The following is a 17,975-nucleotide window of genomic DNA, read 5'->3' as shown; positions in this document are numbered from 1 at the left end:
GACAACCGGCACGGCAGCGCGAACGGCCTGCATTAAGCGCAGCAGCGCGATTGGTTACCGAAGAGTACCAACTATCGACCGCGACACGTGCTGGCGACACACCGGTAAGCGGTTGCGCTCAGCTGGCGGCACCGCTCAGCTGCCGTGCCCTGGACAGCGCGCTGATCAGCTCTTCGGACAAGTAAGGCTTGGTCAGGATTACGCCGCGTTCGAAGCCGCCGGGGATGGTTCCACTGGCAACACCGGTGGCCAGCACGAACGGAATCCCCAGTTCCGACAACAGTCGGGCGACCGGCTCGCTGGTCTCGCCGTTGCCAAGACGGTAATCGAGCACCGCGATTTCCGGCGCATCGGCCTTGATCAGCGTCAGCGCCTGTGCAACCTCTCCGACCGGACCCAGCACGACGGCACCGGCCTGGACGAGCTGCAGGTCGAGCAGCATGGCATTCATCTGGTCGTTCTCAACCACCAGCACCCGAACTCCACGCAACACCGACATTGCTTACTCCTTCACCTAAGTCGGCCAGTATATCGACACTGCTTCGCCGCGGTGCTGATGACTCCGCTTGCACCTGAATTCGTCAGGCGCGTTCTGACACTGTTCGTTTCATGTACAACTCGCTATACTGCGCGACCACGCCGAAGTGGCGGAATCGGTAGACGCAGCGGACTCAAAATCCGCCGCCCTTAAAAGCGTGTGGGTTCGAGTCCCACCTTCGGCACCAGGATGTAGCGGTACAAGCAGAGCCCTTCTGGCGACAGTCAGAGGGGCTTTTCTTTTTGGCGCTCGATAGCCGTGCCGGAGCAGGCTGGTGATTGCATCGCCACGCTCGCGCAGTGCCGTCGGGCGTGGAGCGAGGAGGTGTCGATGGTGTGCGCCAGGTGGCGCAGCGTCGTGCCGTGCTTGCATGGCAGCGTGTTCGCTGGCCCGCATCGCTGCCGCGTAGCTGCTGAAGAATGCCGTCGAGATGAGACTGCGCTGCCACCTTGCGCCTGCAGGCACGCAACCATCACGCGCGGTGCGTACCTTGGATAGCTCTTTCAAGCAGGTGGCTTCCATGGATTTTGATTCTTCGCAGCAGCTGCGCATTTTGCGCGACATCCACGACACCAAGCCGGTGACCGACGAAGAGGCCAACTGGGCGGTGCGCGCCGGCTATGCGACACAGGCCGAAGACGGCGATATCGATCTCACCCACGAAGGCCGCAAGGCGCTGGATGTCGGCCAGACCTGATCTGGCATTGTGCGGACGTTGCTCGATGCGCAAGCCGGTTGGTGCGTCATCGAGTGCACACGTTCCACAGTTGATCGGCGGTGCGTGCGTGTGGATGCAGCGACACCGCCCCGCGCCCGTAGTCGATGGGCTCGTCAAACTGGCAGCTCAACGATATGTGGTCGCGTCGCTACCGATCGCGTGCGGTGAAGCAGAGGGCTGCTGAGCAGTATCAGGCAAAAAAAAGCCCCGGCAATGCCGAGGCTTTCTGATGATTGGCGTCCCCACGGGGATTCGAACCCCGGTGTCCACCGTGAAAGGGTGGTGTCCTAGGCCTCTAGACGATGGGGACGCGTATCAAAACCTGGTTGTAGATTCCAGACGGCCTATGTCGGGAATATTGGTGGAGCCAGGCGGGATCGAACCGCCGACCTCCTGCATGCCATGCAGGCGCTCTCCCAGCTGAGCTATGGCCCCACGATGCTGCGAGCCGGCAATCATAGCGACATCGATGACGCTTGGGAAGTGGTGCGTGCAAAAAAAGATGTGCTGAGCGATTTGCCGGTGGCAGGGTCAGCATGGCGCGTGCAGATGCAGGCATGTGATGCGTTCCAGCATCGCCGATTGATGGAGCTGGATGTCGCTGTGCGGGGATTGGCTGATTGGGTAGAGCGCAACGATGCAGTGGCCGTGTTTATCCGCAGGCTGGGCATGTGCAGCAGTCCTTGCGCAAGTGATCGACCCGCGTTGCAAGGGGTGCACGTTCGCGGTCATCGGCATGCGTGCAGTTGCGCTGCAGCCGACGGCGGATCAGCAAAGGGGCCGCTTGCATTGCGGCAACACGCTGCCGCTGCATCTTCAATATCTGCATGACGACATGCCGCACCAGGTGGGTCGCGTGCAGATCCACGACACACGAGCGATGCCGAAAAACACGCAAAAAAAAGCCCCGGCGATGCCGAGGCTTTCTGATGATTGGCGTCCCCACGGGGATTCGAACCCCGGTGTCCACCGTGAAAGGGTGGTGTCCTAGGCCTCTAGACGATGGGGACGCATATCAAAACCTGAGTTTGTCTACCTGGCGGCCTAAGCCAGGATTGGTGGAGCCAGGCGGGATCGAACCGCCGACCTCCTGCATGCCATGCAGGCGCTCTCCCAGCTGAGCTATGGCCCCACGAAACTGAGAACGAAATGATAGCGGCCTGTTAATGTTCGCGCAAGTGCTTTTTCATCTCGAATGAGACGCAACGTGCGCGGGGCACCCGACGCGTCTGCAACTCAGTTGACGCCGTGTAGATCGCGCAGCTGCGTCTGCCGCGCACCAAAGTAGGCGGCCAGGTCGGCAATGTCCTGATCGCTCAGCGCGGTGGCCTGTGCGGTCATCAGCGGGTGCTGGCGATCGCCGCTGCGGTAGGCCTGCAAGGCGTGCGCAAGGTAGTCGCCGTACTGGCCGCCGAGCTTGGGATAGCTGGGGTCGATGGGAGCATTGCCGTCGGCGCCATGGCAATCGATGCAGCTCTGGCCGGTGGCCTTGCCCTTCGCATGCGCCAGCTTGTCGCCGGCCTCGGCGCGCCCGGTCGGCAGCCCGGCAGACGAACCGGAGCCATGTTCGCCGCTGGCGTGGCCGGCATCGCCGGCGGAATGATCGGTGGACTCCACCTGGGATTGGGAGCAGGCCGCCACCATCAGGGCAGCGACCAGGACGATGGCTAGACGCGGAGCGTGCAGGGCGTTCGGCATGTGTGCGCTTATTTGAGGGTGGACAGGTAGGCGGAGATATCGGCGATGTCCTGCTCGGAAAAGCTCTGCGCCTGCGCTTGCATGGTGGGATGCTTGCGTTTGCCCTGGCGGTACTCGGTCAGCGCCTGGGTCAGATACTGACTGGACTGCCCGCCGATCTTGGGCACGCGATAACTCGGATAGGCGTTCTTGTACCCGGTGACCCCGTGGCACCCCTGACAGGTATAGGCCAGCAAGCGGCCGTTGGACGGGTTGCCGGTGGGCGTTGCGGGGGTGGCCGCCGCCGCAGCGGGCGCAGGCGTGGCGGGTGCGGCTGGCGGGACTGATGGTGTCGCTGATGCGCCCCCAAACGGCAGGAAGACGACCAGAGCGAGACAAGCGGCGAGCGGCTGCGGGCGCATGGTTTCGTATCCGGAAGACTGATTGAACGTCCGCACGTGGGGGCATGACGGAACCGGTCCGAGTATGCCTGCGATTTGGCCCCGCGCAAACGGGGTGAATAGGCGAACTTGAACAGACCATGACCTTTGGCGCATTGGCGACATCATCGTTCGGGTGGTCTACTTGCCTACAACACCTGTTCACGCATCCACTAGGACACGACGATGTCGCCACGCTCTTTCTTGCCCGGCCGCAGCGGAACCTGCGCCGCCGCATTGTTGATCACCACGAGCCTGTTGTTGGGCGGTTGCAAGGCCGGAGATGGCGCGGCCAAGGCGGCTGAGGAAAAGAAGAGCGTCGACGCGGTGCCGGTGGAAATTGCCAAGGCCGCACGCCGTGCGGTGGCGGCCAGCTATACCGGCACCGCCGCACTGGAGCCGCGTGCCGAAGCACAGGTGGTGGCAAAGACCTCCGGCGTGGCGCTGGCGGTGATGGTGGAAGAGGGGCAGAAGGTGTCCGCGGGCCAGGCGCTGGTCCGCCTGGATCCGGACCGCGCGCATCTGGCGGTGGCGCAAAGCGAGGCGCAGCTGCGCAAGCTGGAGAACAGCTACCGCCGCGCCACCCAGTTGGTGGGGCAGCAACTGGTCAGTGCCGCCGATGTCGACCAGCTCAAGTTCGATGTCGAAAACAGCCGCGCGCAGCACCGCCTGGCATCGCTGGAACTGTCCTACACCACGGTGCAGGCGCCGATTTCCGGGGTGATCGCCTCGCGCTCGATCAAGACCGGCAACTTCGTGCAGATCAATACGCCGATCTTCCGCATCGTCGACGACTCGCAGCTGGAGGCCACGCTCAACGTGCCCGAGCGCGAACTGGCCACGCTCAAATCCGGCCAGCCGGTGACCTTGCTGGCCGATGCCTTGCCCGGCCAGCAGTTCATCGGCAAGGTCGATCGCATTGCGCCGGTGGTGGATTCGGGCAGCGGCACCTTCCGGGTGATCTGTGCGTTTGGCCAGGGCGCCGAAGCGCTGCAGCCGGGCATGTTCGGGCGCATCCGCATCGACTACGACCAGCGCAAGGATGCATTGGTGATTCCGCGCCTGGCACTGCTGGACGATGGCGAGCCGGCGGTATTCGTGGTGCGCAACGGCAAGGCCAGCCGGGTGCCGGTGAAACTCGGCTATGCCGAAGGCCCATGGCTGGAAGTGCGGCAAGGCCTGAAGGAAGGCGACCAGGTGGTGACCGCCGGCAAGGTGGCGCTACGCGATGGCACTGCGGTGCAGGTGATCGGCCAGCCCGATCGCAAGCCGGTTGCGGCTGCGGCGCCGGCAACCGGCAGCGACGGGAAGCGCTCATGAGCGATCACGGCAACCCGCACGGACCCGTGCACGACCCGCATGCGTCCTTGTCCGGCGGTGGCGGTCTGGTGGCCTTCGCCACGCGGCGGCGGGTGACCATCGCGATGATCACCGTGACCATGCTGCTGTTCGGGCTGATCGCCTTGCGCAGCCTCAAGGTCAATCTGCTGCCGGATCTGAGCTATCCCACGCTGACCGTGCGCACCGAATACACCGGCGCGGCGCCGGCGGAAATCGAAACGCTGGTGACCGAGCCGGTGGAAGAAGCGGTCGGCGTGGTCAAGAACCTGCGCAAGCTCAAGTCGATCTCGCGCACCGGGCAGAGCGATGTGGTGCTGGAATTCGCCTGGGGCACCAACATGGACCAGGCCAGCCTGGAGGTGCGCGACAAGATGGAAGCCTTGTCGCTGCCGCTGGAAACCAAGCCGCCGGTGTTGCTGCGCTTCAATCCATCGACCGAGCCGATCATGCGGCTGGCGTTGTCGCCGAAGCAGGCACCGTCCTCCGACAGCGATGCGATCCGCCAGCTCACCGGCTTGCGTCGGTATGCCGACGAGGATCTAAAAAAGAAGCTCGAACCGGTGGCCGGCGTGGCCGCAGTCAAGGTCGGCGGCGGGCTGGAGGACGAGATCCAGGTCGATATCGATCAGCAGAAGCTGGCCCAGCTCAACCTGCCGATCGACAACGTGATCACCCGGCTCAAGGAGGAGAACGTCAACATCTCCGGCGGCCGGCTGGAAGAAGGCTCGCAGCGGTACCTGGTGCGCACGGTCAACCAGTTCGTGGATCTGGACGAGATCCGCAACATGCTGGTGACCACGCAGAGCAGCAGCGGCAGCGCCGCGGAAGCGGCGATGCAGCAGATGTATGCGATCGCCGCGTCCACCGGCTCGCAGGCGGCGCTGGCGGCGGCGGCCGAGGTGCAGAGCACGTCCTCGTCGTCGACCAGCAGTATTGCCGGTGGCATGCCGGTGCGATTGAAGGATGTGGCGCAGGTGCGCCAGGGCTACAAGGAGCGCGAGGCGATCATCCGCCTGGGCGGCAAGGAAGCGGTGGAGCTGGCGATCTACAAGGAAGGCGACGCCAACACCGTGTCCACCGCCGCAGCGCTGCGCAAGCGGCTGGAGCAGTTGAAGGCGACCGTGCCCGGCGATGTCGAAATCACCACCATCGAGGACCAGTCGCACTTCATCGAGCACGCGATCAGCGACGTCAAGAAGGATGCGGTGATCGGCGGCGTGCTGGCGATCCTGATCATCTTCCTGTTCCTGCGCGATGGCTGGAGCACCTTCGTGATCAGCCTGTCGCTGCCGGTGTCGATCATCACCACGTTCTTCTTCATGGGCCAGCTGGGCCTGAGCCTCAACGTGATGTCGCTGGGCGGTCTGGCGCTGGCCACCGGCCTGGTGGTGGACGATTCGATCGTGGTGCTGGAAAGCATCGCCAAGGCGCGCGAGCGCGGCCTGAGCGTGCTGGATGCCGCAATCGCCGGCACCCGTGAAGTGAGCATGGCAGTGATGGCGTCCACGCTGACCACGATCGCGGTGTTCCTGCCGTTGGTGTTCGTCGAAGGCATCGCCGGGCAGCTGTTCCGCGACCAGGCGATGACCGTGGCGATCGCGATCGCGATCTCGCTGGTGGTGTCGATGACGCTGATCCCGATGCTGAGTTCGCTCAAGGGCGCGCCACCGATGGCGTTCCCGGACGAGCCGAGCCACCCGCAGTGGCAGCCGCAGCAGCGCTGGCTCAAGCCGGTGGCCGCCGGCCGGCGCGGAGCCGGGGCGAGCGTGCGCTACACGTTCTTCGCTGTGGCGTGGGCGGTGGTCCGGCTGTGGCGCGGCATCGCGCGGGTGGTGTCGCCGGTGATGCGCAAGGCCAGCGATCTGGCGATGGCGCCGTATGGCCGCGCCGAGCGTGGCTATCTGGCGATGCTGCCGGCGGCGTTACGGCGGCCCGGGTTGGTGCTGGGACTGGCGGCTGCCGCGTTTGTCGGCACCGTGTTGCTGGTGCCGATGCTGGGGGCGGACCTGATTCCGCAGCTGGCGCAGGACCGCTTCGAAATGACCGTGAAGCTGCCTTCCGGTACGCCGTTGGCGCAGACCGACGCGCTGGTGCGCGAGTTGCAGCTGGCGCACGACAAGGACCCGGGCATCGCCTCGTTGTATGGCGTCAGCGGCAGCGGCACGCGGCTGGACGCCAATCCCACCGAAAGCGGCGAGAACATCGGCAAGCTCACCGTGGTGATGGCCGGTGGCGGCAGCCCGGCAGTGGAAGCGGCGGCCACCACGCGGCTGCGCAACAGCATGGCCGGGCACCCGGGGGCGCAGGTGGATTTTGCACGGCCGGCGTTGTTCAGTTTTTCCACGCCGCTGGAAGTGGAGCTGCGTGGGCAGGACCTGGGCGAGCTGGAACGTGCCGGGCAGAAGCTGGCGGCGATGCTGCGGGCCAATGGCCACTACGCCGACGTCAAGTCGACGGTGGAGGAGGGCTTCCCGGAAATCCAGATCCGTTTCGACCAGGAGCGCGCCGGTGCGCTGGGCTTGACCACGCGCCAGATCGCCGATGTCATCGTCAAGAAGGTGCGCGGGGACGTGGCCACGCGTTACAGCTTTCGCGATCGCAAGATCGACGTGCTGGTGCGCGCGCAGCACAGCGACCGCGCCAGCGTGGACGCGATCCGGCAGCTGATCGTCAACCCCGGCAGTAGCCGGCCGGTGCGTCTGGCGGCGGTGGCCGAGGTGGTGGCGACGACCGGGCCGAGCGAGATCCATCGCGCCGACCAGACCCGCGTGGCGATCGTCTCGGCCAGCCTGCATGACATGGATCTGGGCGGTGCGGTGCGTGAGGTCGAGTCGATGGTGCGCAACGATCCGCTGGCCGCTGGCGTGGGCATGCATATCGGCGGGCAGGGCGAGGAGCTGGCGCAATCGGTGAAGTCGCTGCTGTTCGCGTTCGGCCTGGCGATCTTCCTGGTCTACCTGGTGATGGCCTCGCAGTTCGAATCGCTGCTGCATCCGTTCGTCATCCTGTTCACCATCCCGCTGGCGATGGTCGGCGCGGTGCTGGCCTTGCTGATGACCGGCAAGCCGGTGTCGGTGGTGGTGTTCATCGGCTTGATCCTGCTGGTGGGGCTGGTGACCAAGAACGCGATCATCCTGATCGACAAGGTCAACCAGTTGCGCGAGGACGGCGTGCCCAAGCGCGAGGCCTTGATCGAAGGTGCGCGTTCGCGCTTGCGGCCGATCGTGATGACCACGCTGTGCACCTTGTTCGGTTTCCTGCCGCTGGCGGTGGCGATGGGTGAGGGTGCCGAGGTGCGCGCGCCGATGGCGATCACCGTGATCGGCGGGTTGCTGGTGTCCACGCTGCTGACCCTGCTGGTGATCCCGGTGGTTTACGACCTGCTGGATCGACGCGCCGATGCGTACTACCTGGAGCGTGGCCGACGCATGGCCGGGCAGCGTGCGCAGGCACCCGGGAACTCCGACGGGCTGGAGGCGCTATGAGCGTTGCCGCCTTCAGCATCCGTCGCCCGGTCACCACCATCATGTGCTTCGTCTCGCTGGTGGTGGTGGGGCTGATTGCCGCATTCCGGCTGCCACTGGAGGCGCTGCCGGACATTTCCGCACCGTTCCTGTTCGTGCAACTGCCGTACACCGGCTCCACCCCGGACGAGGTGGAACGCAACCTGGTGCGGCCGGCCGAAGAGGCGCTGGCGACGATGACCGGCATCAAGCGCATGCGCTCGACCGCCACCGCCGATGGCGCCAACATCTTCATCGAGTTCTCCGACTGGGATCGCGACATCGCCATCGCCGCATCGGATGCGCGCGAGCGGCTGGATGCCATCCGTGACGATTTTCCGGAAGATCTGCAGCGTTTCCACATCTACAAATGGTCCAGCAGCGACGAGCCGGTGCTCAAGGTGCGCCTGGCCAGCCAGACCGACCTGACCGGCGCGTACGACATGCTCGACCGCGAATTCAAGCGGCGCATCGAACGGATTCCCGGCGTGGCCAAGGTGGAGATCTCCGGCGCCCCGCCGAACGAGGTGGAGATCGCGATCGCGCCAGACCGGCTCACTGCGCACGACCTGAGCCTCAATGAGTTGAGCGAGCGCCTGGGCAAGCTCAACTTCTCGGTGTCCGCCGGCCAGATCGATGACAACGGCCAGCGCATTCGGGTCCAGCCGATCGGCGAATTGCGCGACCTGCAGGAGTTGCGCGAGCTGGTGCTCAACGCAAAAGGGCTGCGTCTTGGCGATATTGCGCAGGTGCGGCTGAAGCCGACGCGGATGAATTACGGACGCCGCCTGGATGGACGGCCGGCGATCGGGCTGGATATCTACAAGGAGCGCAGCGCCAACCTGGTGGATGTGTCCAGGGCGGCGTTGAAGGAGGTCGAAGACATTCGCGCCGAACCTGCGATGCGCGATGTGCAGATCAAGGTGATCGACAACCAGGGCAAGGCGGTGACCTCGTCGCTGGCGGAGCTGGCAGAAGCCGGCGCGGTGGGCTTGCTGTTGTCGATCACGGTGCTGTTCTTCTTCCTGCGCCACTGGCCATCGACGCTGATGGTGACGCTGGCGATTCCGATCTGCTTTGCGATCACGCTGGGCTTCATGTATTTCGTCGGCGTCACGCTCAACATCCTGACCATGATGGGCCTGTTGCTGGCGGTCGGCATGCTGGTCGACAACGCGGTGGTGGTGGTGGAAAGCATCTACCAGGAACGCGAGCGCATGCCCGGCCAGCCGCAGCTGGCGGCCTTGCTCGGCACGCGCAGCGTGGCGATCGCGCTCAGCGCCGGCACCTTGTGCCATTGCATCGTGTTCGTGCCGAACCTGTTCGGTGAGACCAACAACATCAGCATCTTCATGGCACAGATCGCGATCACCATTTCGGTGTCGCTGCTGGCTTCATGGTTGGTAGCCATCAGCCTGATTCCGATGTTGTCGGCGCGCATGAAGACACCGCCGATGGTGAGCTCCGAGCGCGGCGTGATCGCACGGCTGCAGCGCCGTTACGCCAGGGTGCTGGCGTGGACGCTGGCGCATCGCGGCTGGAGCGTGGCCGGCATCGTGCTGGTCAGCGCGATCAGCCTGGTGCCGATGAAGTTGACCAAGGTCGACATGTTCGGCGGCGACGGCGGCAACGAGGCCTTCATCCAGTACCAGTGGAAAGGCTCGTACACGCATGAGCAGATGGGCGAGGAGGTCGGGCGGGTCGAGCACTACCTGCAGGCCCATCGCGACAAGTACCACATCACCCAGATCTATTCGTGGTTCAGCGAGGCCGAAGGCAGCAGCACCACCGTGACCTTCGACGCGGGCAAGGTCAAGGACCTGCCACCGCTGCTGGAACAGATCCGCAAGGCATTGCCGCGCTCGGCACGTGCGGACTACAGCATCGGCAACCAGGGCGATGGCGGCAGCGGCAATCAAGGGGTGCAGGTGCAGCTGGTCGGCGACTCGACCCAGGCCCTGCAGGCCTTGGCCGACGAGGTAATCCCATTGCTGGCGCAGCGCAAGGAATTGCGCGATGTGCACGTGGATACCGGCGATCGCACCAGCGAGTTGGCGATCCGGGTGGACCGCGAGCGTGCAGCGGCCTTCGGCTTCAGTGCCGAACAGGTGGCAAGCTTCGTGGGCCTGGCCTTGCGTGGCACGCCATTGCGCGAGTTCCGCCGCGGCGACAACGAGGTGCCGGTGTGGGTGCGCTTTGCCGGCGCCGAACAGAGCAAGCCGGAAGACCTGGCCAGCTTCACGGTGCGCACCAAGGATGGCCGCAGCGTGCCGTTGCTCAGCCTGGTCGATGTGCAGATTCGCCCGGCCGCCACGCAGATCGGTCGTACCAATCGGCAGACCACGCTGACCATCAAGGCCAACCTGGCCAGCAAGGTCACCGTACCGGAAGCACGCGCGGCAATGGAAAAGCCGCTCAAGGCAATGAGCTTCCCGGCCGGTTACAGCTACACCTTCGACGGCGGCGATTACCAGGACGACGGCGAAGCGATGGGCCAGATGGTGTTCAACCTGGTGATCGCGCTGGTGATGATCTATGTGGTGATGGCGGCGGTGTTCGAGTCGCTGCTGTTTCCTGCGGCGATCATGAGCGGCGTGGTGTTTTCGATCTTCGGGGTGTTCTGGCTGTTCTGGATCACCGGCACTTCGTTCGGGATCATGTCCTTCATCGGCATCCTGGTGTTGATGGGCGTGGTGGTGAACAACGGCATCGTGATGATCGAGCACATCAACAACCTGCGCCGCCGCGGCATGGGCCGCACCCAGGCGTTGATCGAAGGCTCACGCGAGCGCCTGCGGCCGATCATGATGACGATGGGCACCGCCATCCTGGCGATGGTGCCGATCTCGCTGACCAGCACCACGATGTTCAGCGACGGCCCGCCGTACTTCCCGATGGCCCGCGCGATTGCCGGCGGGCTGGCATTTTCGACGGTGGTGAGCCTGCTGTTCCTGCCGACGATCTACGCGATTCTCGATGACATGAGCAATGGCGCAGCAGCGCTGGTACGACGTGCGCGCGGTGTGCCGAAGATGCCGCCGGCGAGCGTTGCGCTTGAGTCTTGAACGTTACGCGCTGCCTGAGCCCCTCTCCTGTCGGGAGGGGGTTGGGGTGAGGGTACGGGTGCCCCGGGCACTGCCAATCAAGCGGCTGTCAGTCGCTGGCTTCGGTGAGGGCGGCAGCGCGTCCGCGGACTGGCTCCTCGGCTCGGTCAGACATCCTGTCTGACTCGCCGCCGCGGCACATCCCTGTGCCGCTCTCCGCCAATCCCCGGCCACGCTGTCGCTTCGGCGAGTCGTTTCCGCGACGTTGGGCGACGAAAAACGGCAGCCGGTTCAGTGCTCGATTTTGATGCGTGCCAATCTGCTCTCCGTTCCGCCAACGCAGGAACATTCGAGAGTGGTCCGCGGGCGTCGGGGCAGGACCTTACACGACATGGCGCGTGTAAGAGCCCCCTTGGATGGGTTCACGGCATGTCCTGCCCCGGCGCCCGCGGGCCGCTCCTGCGCGCAGAATCAAGGCGCCAGCCAACCACGCTTTTCTCAACCGAAATCAAAGCGCCGGCAAACCGGGCTTTCCTCATTCAAAACCAAAGCGCCAACTGATCAGCTTTACCTCAGCCATCCAGCTTCCCGGCAACCTGGGTTCCAAGCCGCTGGATACGGCGGCTGGAAAATCAGCCAGCCCGCACCTGCCGCACGATCGCTGCAGCCTTGGCCGAGCTTTCCTTGACCTTGTCCCACTGGCCCTGCGCCAGCCAGTCCTTGGGCACCATCCAGGAGCCGCCGATGCACAGCACGTTCGGCTGCGACAGGAACTCGGCCGCGTTGGCCTCGCTGATGCCGCCGGTGGGGCAGAGCTTGAGTTCGGACAGCGGACCGGCCAGGCCCTTGAGCATCTGCAAACCACCCACGGCGGTGGCCGGGAACAGCTTGCAGACGCGGAAGCCCAGGCCCATCAGGGTCAGCAGTTCGGTCGGCGTGGCCGCGCCAGGCACTGCGGGAATCGGCGCGTCGGCCAGCAGGCGCGCCAGCGGTGCCGGCGTGCCCGGGGTGACCAGGAAGTCCGCACCGGCATCCACCGACTGACGCAGTTGCAGCTCGCTCAGCACGGTGCCGGCGCCGATCACGATGTCGGGCAGCTCGCGCTTGAGCATGGCCAGTGCGTCGATCGCGACCGGAGTGCGCAGGGTCAGCTCGATCGCGGGCAGGCCGCCTTCGAGCAGCGCATCGGCGACGCGGCGGGCCTGGTCCAGCGTGTCCACGGTGACCACCGGCAGGATGCCGGCGTCGCGCAGCAGCTGTTCGGCGGTGTTCTGGGTCTGGGCAATCGTCATTGCAACTCCGGTAGACGGCGACCGCAGGGCGGTCGCGCAGAGGGAAGGGGAATCAGGCGTCCTTGGACTCGTGCGGTGCGGCGGCGGCCTCGGCATCGGCACCGAGTTCGTACTCGGCGTCGTAGCTCCACAGTGCGCCGTCCGGACGGGTCGGGCCGCAGGAAATCGAGATGGCGCCCTGGTCGGCTGGGCCAACCACCTGGCGGTTGATCGCGAACAGGTTGCGCCCCAGGTCGTTGCCGGCCACCGAGGTGTTCGGCGCGACCTCGCGCGATGCCCACTCTTCGGCCGACACCAGCACTTCCAGCGTGCCGGCTTCGCCGTCCAGGCGCACGATGTCGCCCTCGCGCACACGCCCGATCGGACCGCCGCGTGCGGCTTCCGGGGTCATGTGGATCGCCGCCGGGAACTTGCCCGAGGCGCCGGACAGACGGCCGTCGGTGACCAGCGCCACGCGCCGGCCCTGGTTCTGCAACAGGCCCAGCAGCGGTGCCATCGAGTGCAGTTCCGGCATGCCATTGGCACGCGGACCCTGGTAGCGCAGCACCACCACGAAATCGTGCGGCAGCACGCCGGCGGCATGCAGCTTGTTGAGCACCTGCGGCGTATCGATCACCACCGCCGGCGCCTCGATCGTGCGGTGCTGCGGCTTGACCGCCGACAGCTTGATCAGCGAACGGCCCAGGTTGCCGCGCAGCAGGCGCAGGCCGCCCTGCGACTCGAATGCGGCGCTGACCGGGCGCGCCACGCTGTCGTCGGCTGTGGTCGCGGTGCCGGGCACGTACACGATCTTGCCGTCCTGCAGGCGTGGCTCGTTGGCATAGGCGCGCATGCCGCCCTCGACCACGGTGGGCAGGTCGTCGTGCATCATCCCGGCGTCCATCAGCTCGCGGAACACGAACGCGGTGCCGCCCGCAGCCTGGAAGCGGTTCACGTCGGCTTCGCCGTTGGGATAGATGCGGGTCAGCAACGGCACGGTCTGCGAGATCAGGTCCATGTCGTCCCAGGTCAGCACGATGCCGGCCGCGCGCGCCACCGCAATCCAGTGGATGGTGTGATTGGTCGAACCGCCGGTGGCCATCAGCGCGACCACGGCGTTGACGATGGCGCGCTCGTCGATCAGGCGACCGAACGGACGGAAGTCCTGGCCCAGCGCGGAGATTGCCAGCGCACGCGCGGTGCCCTCGCGGGTCAGCGCATCGCGTAACTGCAGTTCCGGGTTGACGAACGAGGCGCCGGGCAGCTGCACGCCCATCGCTTCGAGCAACACCTGGTTGGAGTTGGCGGTGCCGTAGAAGGTGCAGGTGCCGGGCGAGTGATACGAGGACGATTCGGCTTCCAGCAATTCGGCGCGGGTGGCTTCGCCAGCGGCGTAGCGCTCGCGCACTTCGGCCTTCTGCTTGTTCGGAATGCCCGGCGTCATCGGGCCGGCCGGCATGAACAGCGCCGGCAGGTGCCCGAACGCCAGCGCGCCGATCAAAAGGCCCGGCACGATCTTGTCGCACACGCCCAGGTACACCACGCTGTCGAACATGTCGTGGCTCAGGCCGATCGCCGTGGCCTGGGCAATGTTGTCGCGCGAGAACAGCGACAGCTCCATGCCCGCGCGGCCCTGGGTCACCCCGTCGCACATCGCCGGCACACCGCCGGCAACCTGCGCGGTGGCGCCGAGCGTACGCGCGGTCTCACGGATCAGCTGCGGGTAATGCTCGAACGGCTGATGTGCCGACAGCATGTCGTTGTAGGCGGTGATGATGCCCAGGTTGGGCGTGGCCGCACCGCGCAGGCGCGACTTGTCGGTCGGCTCGGACGCAGCGAAACCATGCGCAAGATTGCCGCAGCTCAGACGGCTACGGAACGGACCCTCGCGCAGGGCGGCATCGAGACCGGCCAGATACGCCGCGCGCGATGGCGCGCTGCGCTTGCGGATACGGTCGGTGACAGCTTGGATGTTCGGATGCAGGCTCATTGGCTACCGGCTATGAGAAACGGGGAAGAAAGTAATCACGCTTTTTTAGATCCCCGCACATGGATGTGCGGGCTGTTGCGAGGGACTCGCACGTTTGAATCCCCGCACATGGATGTGCGGGCTGTTGCGAAGGAGTCGCACAAAATCGGCTGTTGCGAAGGACTCGCACAAAATCGGCTGTTGCGAGGGACTCGCACTCAAGCACACCAGTGAACCCGCAACTTCGGGCCCGGCTGTTGCAGCGCCACCCGGATCGGATACTCGCTGACATCATCGCCCGCCAGCGCAGCCTGCAACACGTCAAGCTTCTGCTTGCCGCGCAGCAGCAGCAAGCGGGTCGGGATGGTGGCCAGCCCGGCCGGTGTCAGCGTGATCCGCAGCGGCCACTGATTCGAACCGGGGCAGCCGGTGGCATCCAGCGACGCATAGGGCTGCGGACTGGACAGCGCCTTGCTCAAATCGGTCGAGCCCGGAAACAACGAGGCGGTGTGGCCGTCGCCGCCCATGCCCAGCACTGCCAGGCATGCGGGTTCGGCATGCCTGGCCTGCAGGTTCGCGGTGTGCACGCACTCGGGCAACTGCTTGCCCGGGCGCACCAGCGGAATGAAGGTCGCCGCCGGTGCATGGGTCAAGAAGCTGTGATTGACCAGCCAGGCGTTGCTGTCCTGATCTTGCGGCGAGAGCCAGCGTTCGTCGACCAGGCCCACTTCCACCCGCGACCAGTCCAGCGGACGGTGGGCGAGGGATTCGTACACCGGCGCCGGTGTGGTGCCACCGGACAGCAGCATGCGCGCCTGGCCGCGGCGCGAAATCTCCTGTTCCAGCAGGTCGGCCATCTCGCTGGCGACCGCCTCGGTCCATTCGGCCGGGTCTTCGTAGCGCACCAGTGTGATGCGCGGGTTGTCCTGCAGGTTCATCGCTGTTCCCCTGGATGCTGACGCTGTGCATCCACCGCATAGGCGGCGGCGCCGAGCAGGCCGGCATGCGGATGCATGACTGCCAGCGACGGCACCCGCGACATGATCGCGGAGAAGCGTCCCTTGTGTTCGAAGCGCTGGCGGAAGCCGGAATGCTGTAGCGAATCCAGCACCTTGGGCACCAGCCCGCCAGTGAGGAACACGCCGTCCCAGGCGCCCTGCATCAGCACCATGTCGCCGGCGATCGCGCCGAAGATGGCGCAGAACAGATCGATGGTGCGCGACGAGCGCGGGTCGCCCGCCGCCGCACGTGCGGTGATGTCCTTGGGCTGCAACGGACCCGGGTCGACTCCGGCGATCTCGCTGAGCGCGCGGTGGATGTTGACCAGGCCGGGGCCGCAGATCAGCCGCTCGTTGGAGACCCGGCCGAACTGCTCGGACAGGATCTCCAGGATGCGGATCTCCTCCGGCGTGCCGGGCGGGAAGCTGACGTGGCCGCCTTCGGTTTCCAGCGGGAAGCAGCGTCCGTTGCGGATGATCAGCCCGCCCACGCCCAGCCCGGTGCCCGGGCCGATCACGCCGTAGTTGCGCGCCTGATCGATCGGCGCCGGCCGCCAGCTGGCGCCGCCGACCTGGACCACGTCCTGCGGGCGCAGCAGGCTGATCGCCATGGCCTGCGCGGCGAAGTCGTTGATCAGGTGCAGGGTGCTGAAGCCCAGCATCGCCGCGGTGCGCGAGCGCGAGATCACCCACGGATGGTTGGTGATGCGTGCCTCGTCGCCATCCACGCGGCCGGCCACGGCAAACACGCCCTGGGTGGCCTGCACGCCGATCTGGTCGAGGTAGTAACGCGCGGCTTCGCCGAGCGAGCCGAAATCGACCACCGCAAATTCGCGCGAGGTGTCATCCAGCAGCGGTACCGAGGCGTCGACGTCGGCCAGCGCGAAGCGCGCATTGGTTCCGCCGATATCGGCAACCAGCACCGGCTTGGAAGGAGCGGTCATGCGGTGTGTCCCTGTGCGTCGGTGGCGGGGGGCAGGAAGGGGGCCGCGGCATCGGGGCCCCAACTGCCGGCCGGGTAGGGCTGCAGTGGCAACTGCGCGTCTTTCCATGCATCGCTGACGCTGTCGATCCACGACCAGGCGGCCTTGACCTCGTCGTCGCGCACGAACAGCGCCGGGTTGCCATTGAAGGCATCCACGAACAGGCGCTCGTAGGCGATGCGCCGGTGCAGGCCGGTTGGCACCGACAGTTCCAGTTCCAGCGGCTGCAGCTCGATCGCCCCCCATTCCGGGCCGGCCAGGCTGCTCATCAGGCCGAGCTCGATGTTTTCCTGCGGCTGCAACTGGAAGGTCAGGCGGTTGGGCACGGCGTTCTGCCGGTCCGGGCGCTCGAACAGCCAATGCGTCACCGGCTTGAGCGTGACCACGATGCGGGTGGAGCGCTCGGCCAGACGCTTGCCGGTGCACAGATGGAACGGCACCCCGGCCCAGCGCCAGTTGTCGATATGCGCGGTCACCGCGACAAAGGTTTCCACGTCGCTGCCTTCCGGCGGGTGATAGGCCTGCGCCGGCTGGCCATTGATGCTGCCGGCGGTGTAGCGGCCGCGCACGCTGTCATGGGCGGCATGCTCGGCGGTCATCGGGCGCAGGGCGCGCAGCACCTTGACCTTCTCGTCGCGGATGCGGTCGGCTTCCAGCGAGGCCGGCGGCTCCATTGCCACCAGGCACAACAGCTGCAGGATGTGACTCTGCACCATGTCGCGCAGCGCGCCGGAGCGGGCGTAATAGGCATCGCGCCCGTCCACGCCTTCGCTTTCGGCCACCAGGATCTGTACCGACTCGATGTAGGTGCGGTTCCACACCGCTTCCAGCAGCGTATTGCCGAAGCGCAGCGCGATCAGGTTCTGCACCGCCGCCTTGCCCAGGTAATGGTCGAGGCGGAACACGCGGTCTTCGTCGATCAGCGCGCCGATCGACTGCAGGATCTCGCGGGCGCTGTCCGAATCGTGGCCGATCGGCTTTTCCAGCATCAGCCGGTGCGGCGCGGCCAGCGCGCCGCCCAGCGCCAGGCCCTGGCAGGTGCTGATGTACAGGCCCGGCGGAATCGCCAGATAGCTCACGCACTGGCGGCTGGCCAGCTCGCGCACGGCATTGGCCACCGACTCGGCATCGCGCAGATCCACCGAGCGATAATCGACCCGCTGCAGCAGCGTCTGGATCTGCTCGGGCGTGGCGATCGGCAGCGCGGCGGCCAGGCGCGGGCGCAGGACCTCGCGGAAGGCCTCGGTATCGTGCGGCGACAACGCCAGCGCACGGATACGGAAATCCTCCGGCAGCAGGCCGTCGACGAACAGTCGCAGCAGGGACGGGAAGAGATAGCGCTGGGCGAGATCGCCGGTGGCGCCGAACAGGATCAGGGTGTTATGCATGGACCGAATTTCAGATTCTGGAGACATCGTGATCAGCAGCTGGTCGGAAAGGCGCCGGACAGCCGGCGGTCGGTATGTCTGTTCCTGAGCGTCACTGGCGTGCGC

13 protein-coding genes and 5 tRNA genes are annotated in these 17,975 nt (G+C 65.9%); 6 read left to right on the top strand and 12 right to left on the bottom strand.

What is annotated here, in order from left to right; genetic code table 11:
• Positions 1-118: 118 nt before the first annotated feature.
• Positions 119-499, bottom strand: coding sequence for a response regulator (locus H7A87_RS10875; RefSeq protein ID WP_104582548.1), 381 nt, complete (start codon positions 497-499; stop codon positions 119-121).
• A 139-nt stretch (positions 500-638) separates the two neighbouring features.
• Between H7A87_RS10875 and H7A87_RS10870 the strand changes: the two genes are divergently transcribed.
• A tRNA-Leu gene (locus tag H7A87_RS10870) sits at positions 639-725 on the top strand.
• Between the two features lie 333 nt (positions 726-1,058).
• On the top strand, positions 1,059-1,235 hold the full coding sequence (locus tag H7A87_RS10865) for a hypothetical protein (RefSeq protein WP_104582549.1): 177 nt from the start codon (positions 1,059-1,061) through the stop codon (positions 1,233-1,235).
• Positions 1,236-1,490: 255 nt separating this feature from the next.
• On the opposite strand, the gene H7A87_RS10860 is transcribed toward H7A87_RS10865, so the two are convergent.
• Positions 1,491-1,566 (bottom strand) — tRNA-Glu (locus tag H7A87_RS10860).
• Positions 1,567-1,615: 49 nt separating this feature from the next.
• Positions 1,616-1,691: transfer RNA gene (locus tag H7A87_RS10855), tRNA-Ala, on the bottom strand.
• Here H7A87_RS10855 and H7A87_RS10850 point away from each other — a divergent pair.
• A complete protein-coding gene (locus H7A87_RS10850; RefSeq protein WP_119128721.1) occupies positions 1,659-2,087 on the top strand; it encodes a hypothetical protein in 429 nt (142 codons plus the stop codon). The two genes, H7A87_RS10855 and H7A87_RS10850, sit on opposite strands and share 33 nt — an antisense overlap.
• A 103-nt stretch (positions 2,088-2,190) precedes the next feature.
• Here the strand turns inward: H7A87_RS10850 and H7A87_RS10845 are convergent.
• The 4 genes from H7A87_RS10845 to H7A87_RS10830 form a co-directional block, all read right to left on the bottom strand.
• Positions 2,191-2,266, bottom strand: a tRNA-Glu gene (locus tag H7A87_RS10845).
• 46 nt (positions 2,267-2,312) lie between these two features.
• A tRNA-Ala gene (locus H7A87_RS10840) sits at positions 2,313-2,388 on the bottom strand.
• A 104-nt stretch (positions 2,389-2,492) separates the two neighbouring features.
• On the bottom strand, positions 2,493-2,954 hold the full coding sequence (locus H7A87_RS10835) for a cytochrome c (protein WP_164739041.1): 462 nt from the start codon (positions 2,952-2,954) through the stop codon (positions 2,493-2,495).
• An 8-nt stretch (positions 2,955-2,962) separates the two neighbouring features.
• Positions 2,963-3,355: a cytochrome c gene (locus H7A87_RS10830; RefSeq protein WP_119128722.1), complete on the bottom strand. Its 393-nt coding sequence runs from the start codon at positions 3,353-3,355 to the stop codon at positions 2,963-2,965.
• Between the two features lie 204 nt (positions 3,356-3,559).
• On the opposite strand from H7A87_RS10830, the gene H7A87_RS10825 reads away from it, so the two are divergent.
• The 3 genes from H7A87_RS10825 to H7A87_RS10815 are packed head-to-tail and all read left to right on the top strand — an operon-like array spanning position 3,560 to position 11,282.
• A complete protein-coding gene (locus H7A87_RS10825; RefSeq protein ID WP_164739042.1) occupies positions 3,560-4,693 on the top strand; it encodes an efflux RND transporter periplasmic adaptor subunit in 1,134 nt (377 codons plus the stop codon).
• Positions 4,690-8,199, top strand: a complete 3,510-nt coding sequence (locus H7A87_RS10820) for an efflux RND transporter permease subunit (protein WP_119128723.1) — start codon at positions 4,690-4,692, stop codon at positions 8,197-8,199. The genes H7A87_RS10825 and H7A87_RS10820 overlap by 4 nt, the downstream gene beginning before the upstream one ends.
• A complete protein-coding gene (locus H7A87_RS10815; RefSeq protein WP_115676950.1) occupies positions 8,196-11,282 on the top strand; it encodes an efflux RND transporter permease subunit in 3,087 nt (1,028 codons plus the stop codon). Before H7A87_RS10820 ends, H7A87_RS10815 begins: the two co-directional genes overlap by 4 nt.
• 611 nt (positions 11,283-11,893) lie before the next feature.
• Here H7A87_RS10815 and H7A87_RS10810 read toward each other — a convergent pair.
• From H7A87_RS10810 to zwf, 5 genes are all read right to left on the bottom strand, one after another.
• Positions 11,894-12,553 (bottom strand): bifunctional 4-hydroxy-2-oxoglutarate aldolase/2-dehydro-3-deoxy-phosphogluconate aldolase, encoded by a 660-nt coding sequence (locus H7A87_RS10810; protein ID WP_104650443.1) that lies wholly within the window; start codon positions 12,551-12,553, stop codon positions 11,894-11,896.
• A gap of 52 nt (positions 12,554-12,605) precedes the next feature.
• Positions 12,606-14,522 carry a phosphogluconate dehydratase gene (gene edd / locus H7A87_RS10805; protein ID WP_104650444.1) on the bottom strand — a complete coding sequence of 639 codons (1,917 nt, stop codon included), beginning with the start codon at positions 14,520-14,522 and terminating at the stop codon, positions 12,606-12,608.
• 197 nt (positions 14,523-14,719) lie between these two features.
• The gene (pgl, locus tag H7A87_RS10800; RefSeq protein ID WP_104582556.1) at positions 14,720-15,439 is read right to left on the bottom strand and encodes a 6-phosphogluconolactonase; all 720 of its coding nucleotides are present in this window, start codon (positions 15,437-15,439) and stop codon (positions 14,720-14,722) included.
• Positions 15,436-16,443 carry a glucokinase gene (gene glk / locus H7A87_RS10795; RefSeq protein WP_104533472.1) on the bottom strand — a complete coding sequence of 336 codons (1,008 nt, stop codon included), beginning with the start codon at positions 16,441-16,443 and terminating at the stop codon, positions 15,436-15,438. The genes pgl and glk overlap by 4 nt, the downstream gene beginning before the upstream one ends.
• Positions 16,440-17,870 (bottom strand): glucose-6-phosphate dehydrogenase, encoded by a 1,431-nt coding sequence (gene zwf / locus H7A87_RS10790; protein WP_104582557.1) that lies wholly within the window; start codon positions 17,868-17,870, stop codon positions 16,440-16,442. Before zwf ends, glk begins: the two co-directional genes overlap by 4 nt.
• Positions 17,871-17,975 lie beyond the last annotated feature (105 nt).

Source organism: Xanthomonas sp. CPBF 426 (genome assembly GCF_903989465.1).
Classification (GTDB): domain Bacteria; phylum Pseudomonadota; class Gammaproteobacteria; order Xanthomonadales; family Xanthomonadaceae; genus Xanthomonas; species Xanthomonas euroxanthea.
The sequence above is the reverse complement of the archived record's forward strand: the minus strand, read 5'-3'. Positions and strand labels throughout refer to the sequence as shown.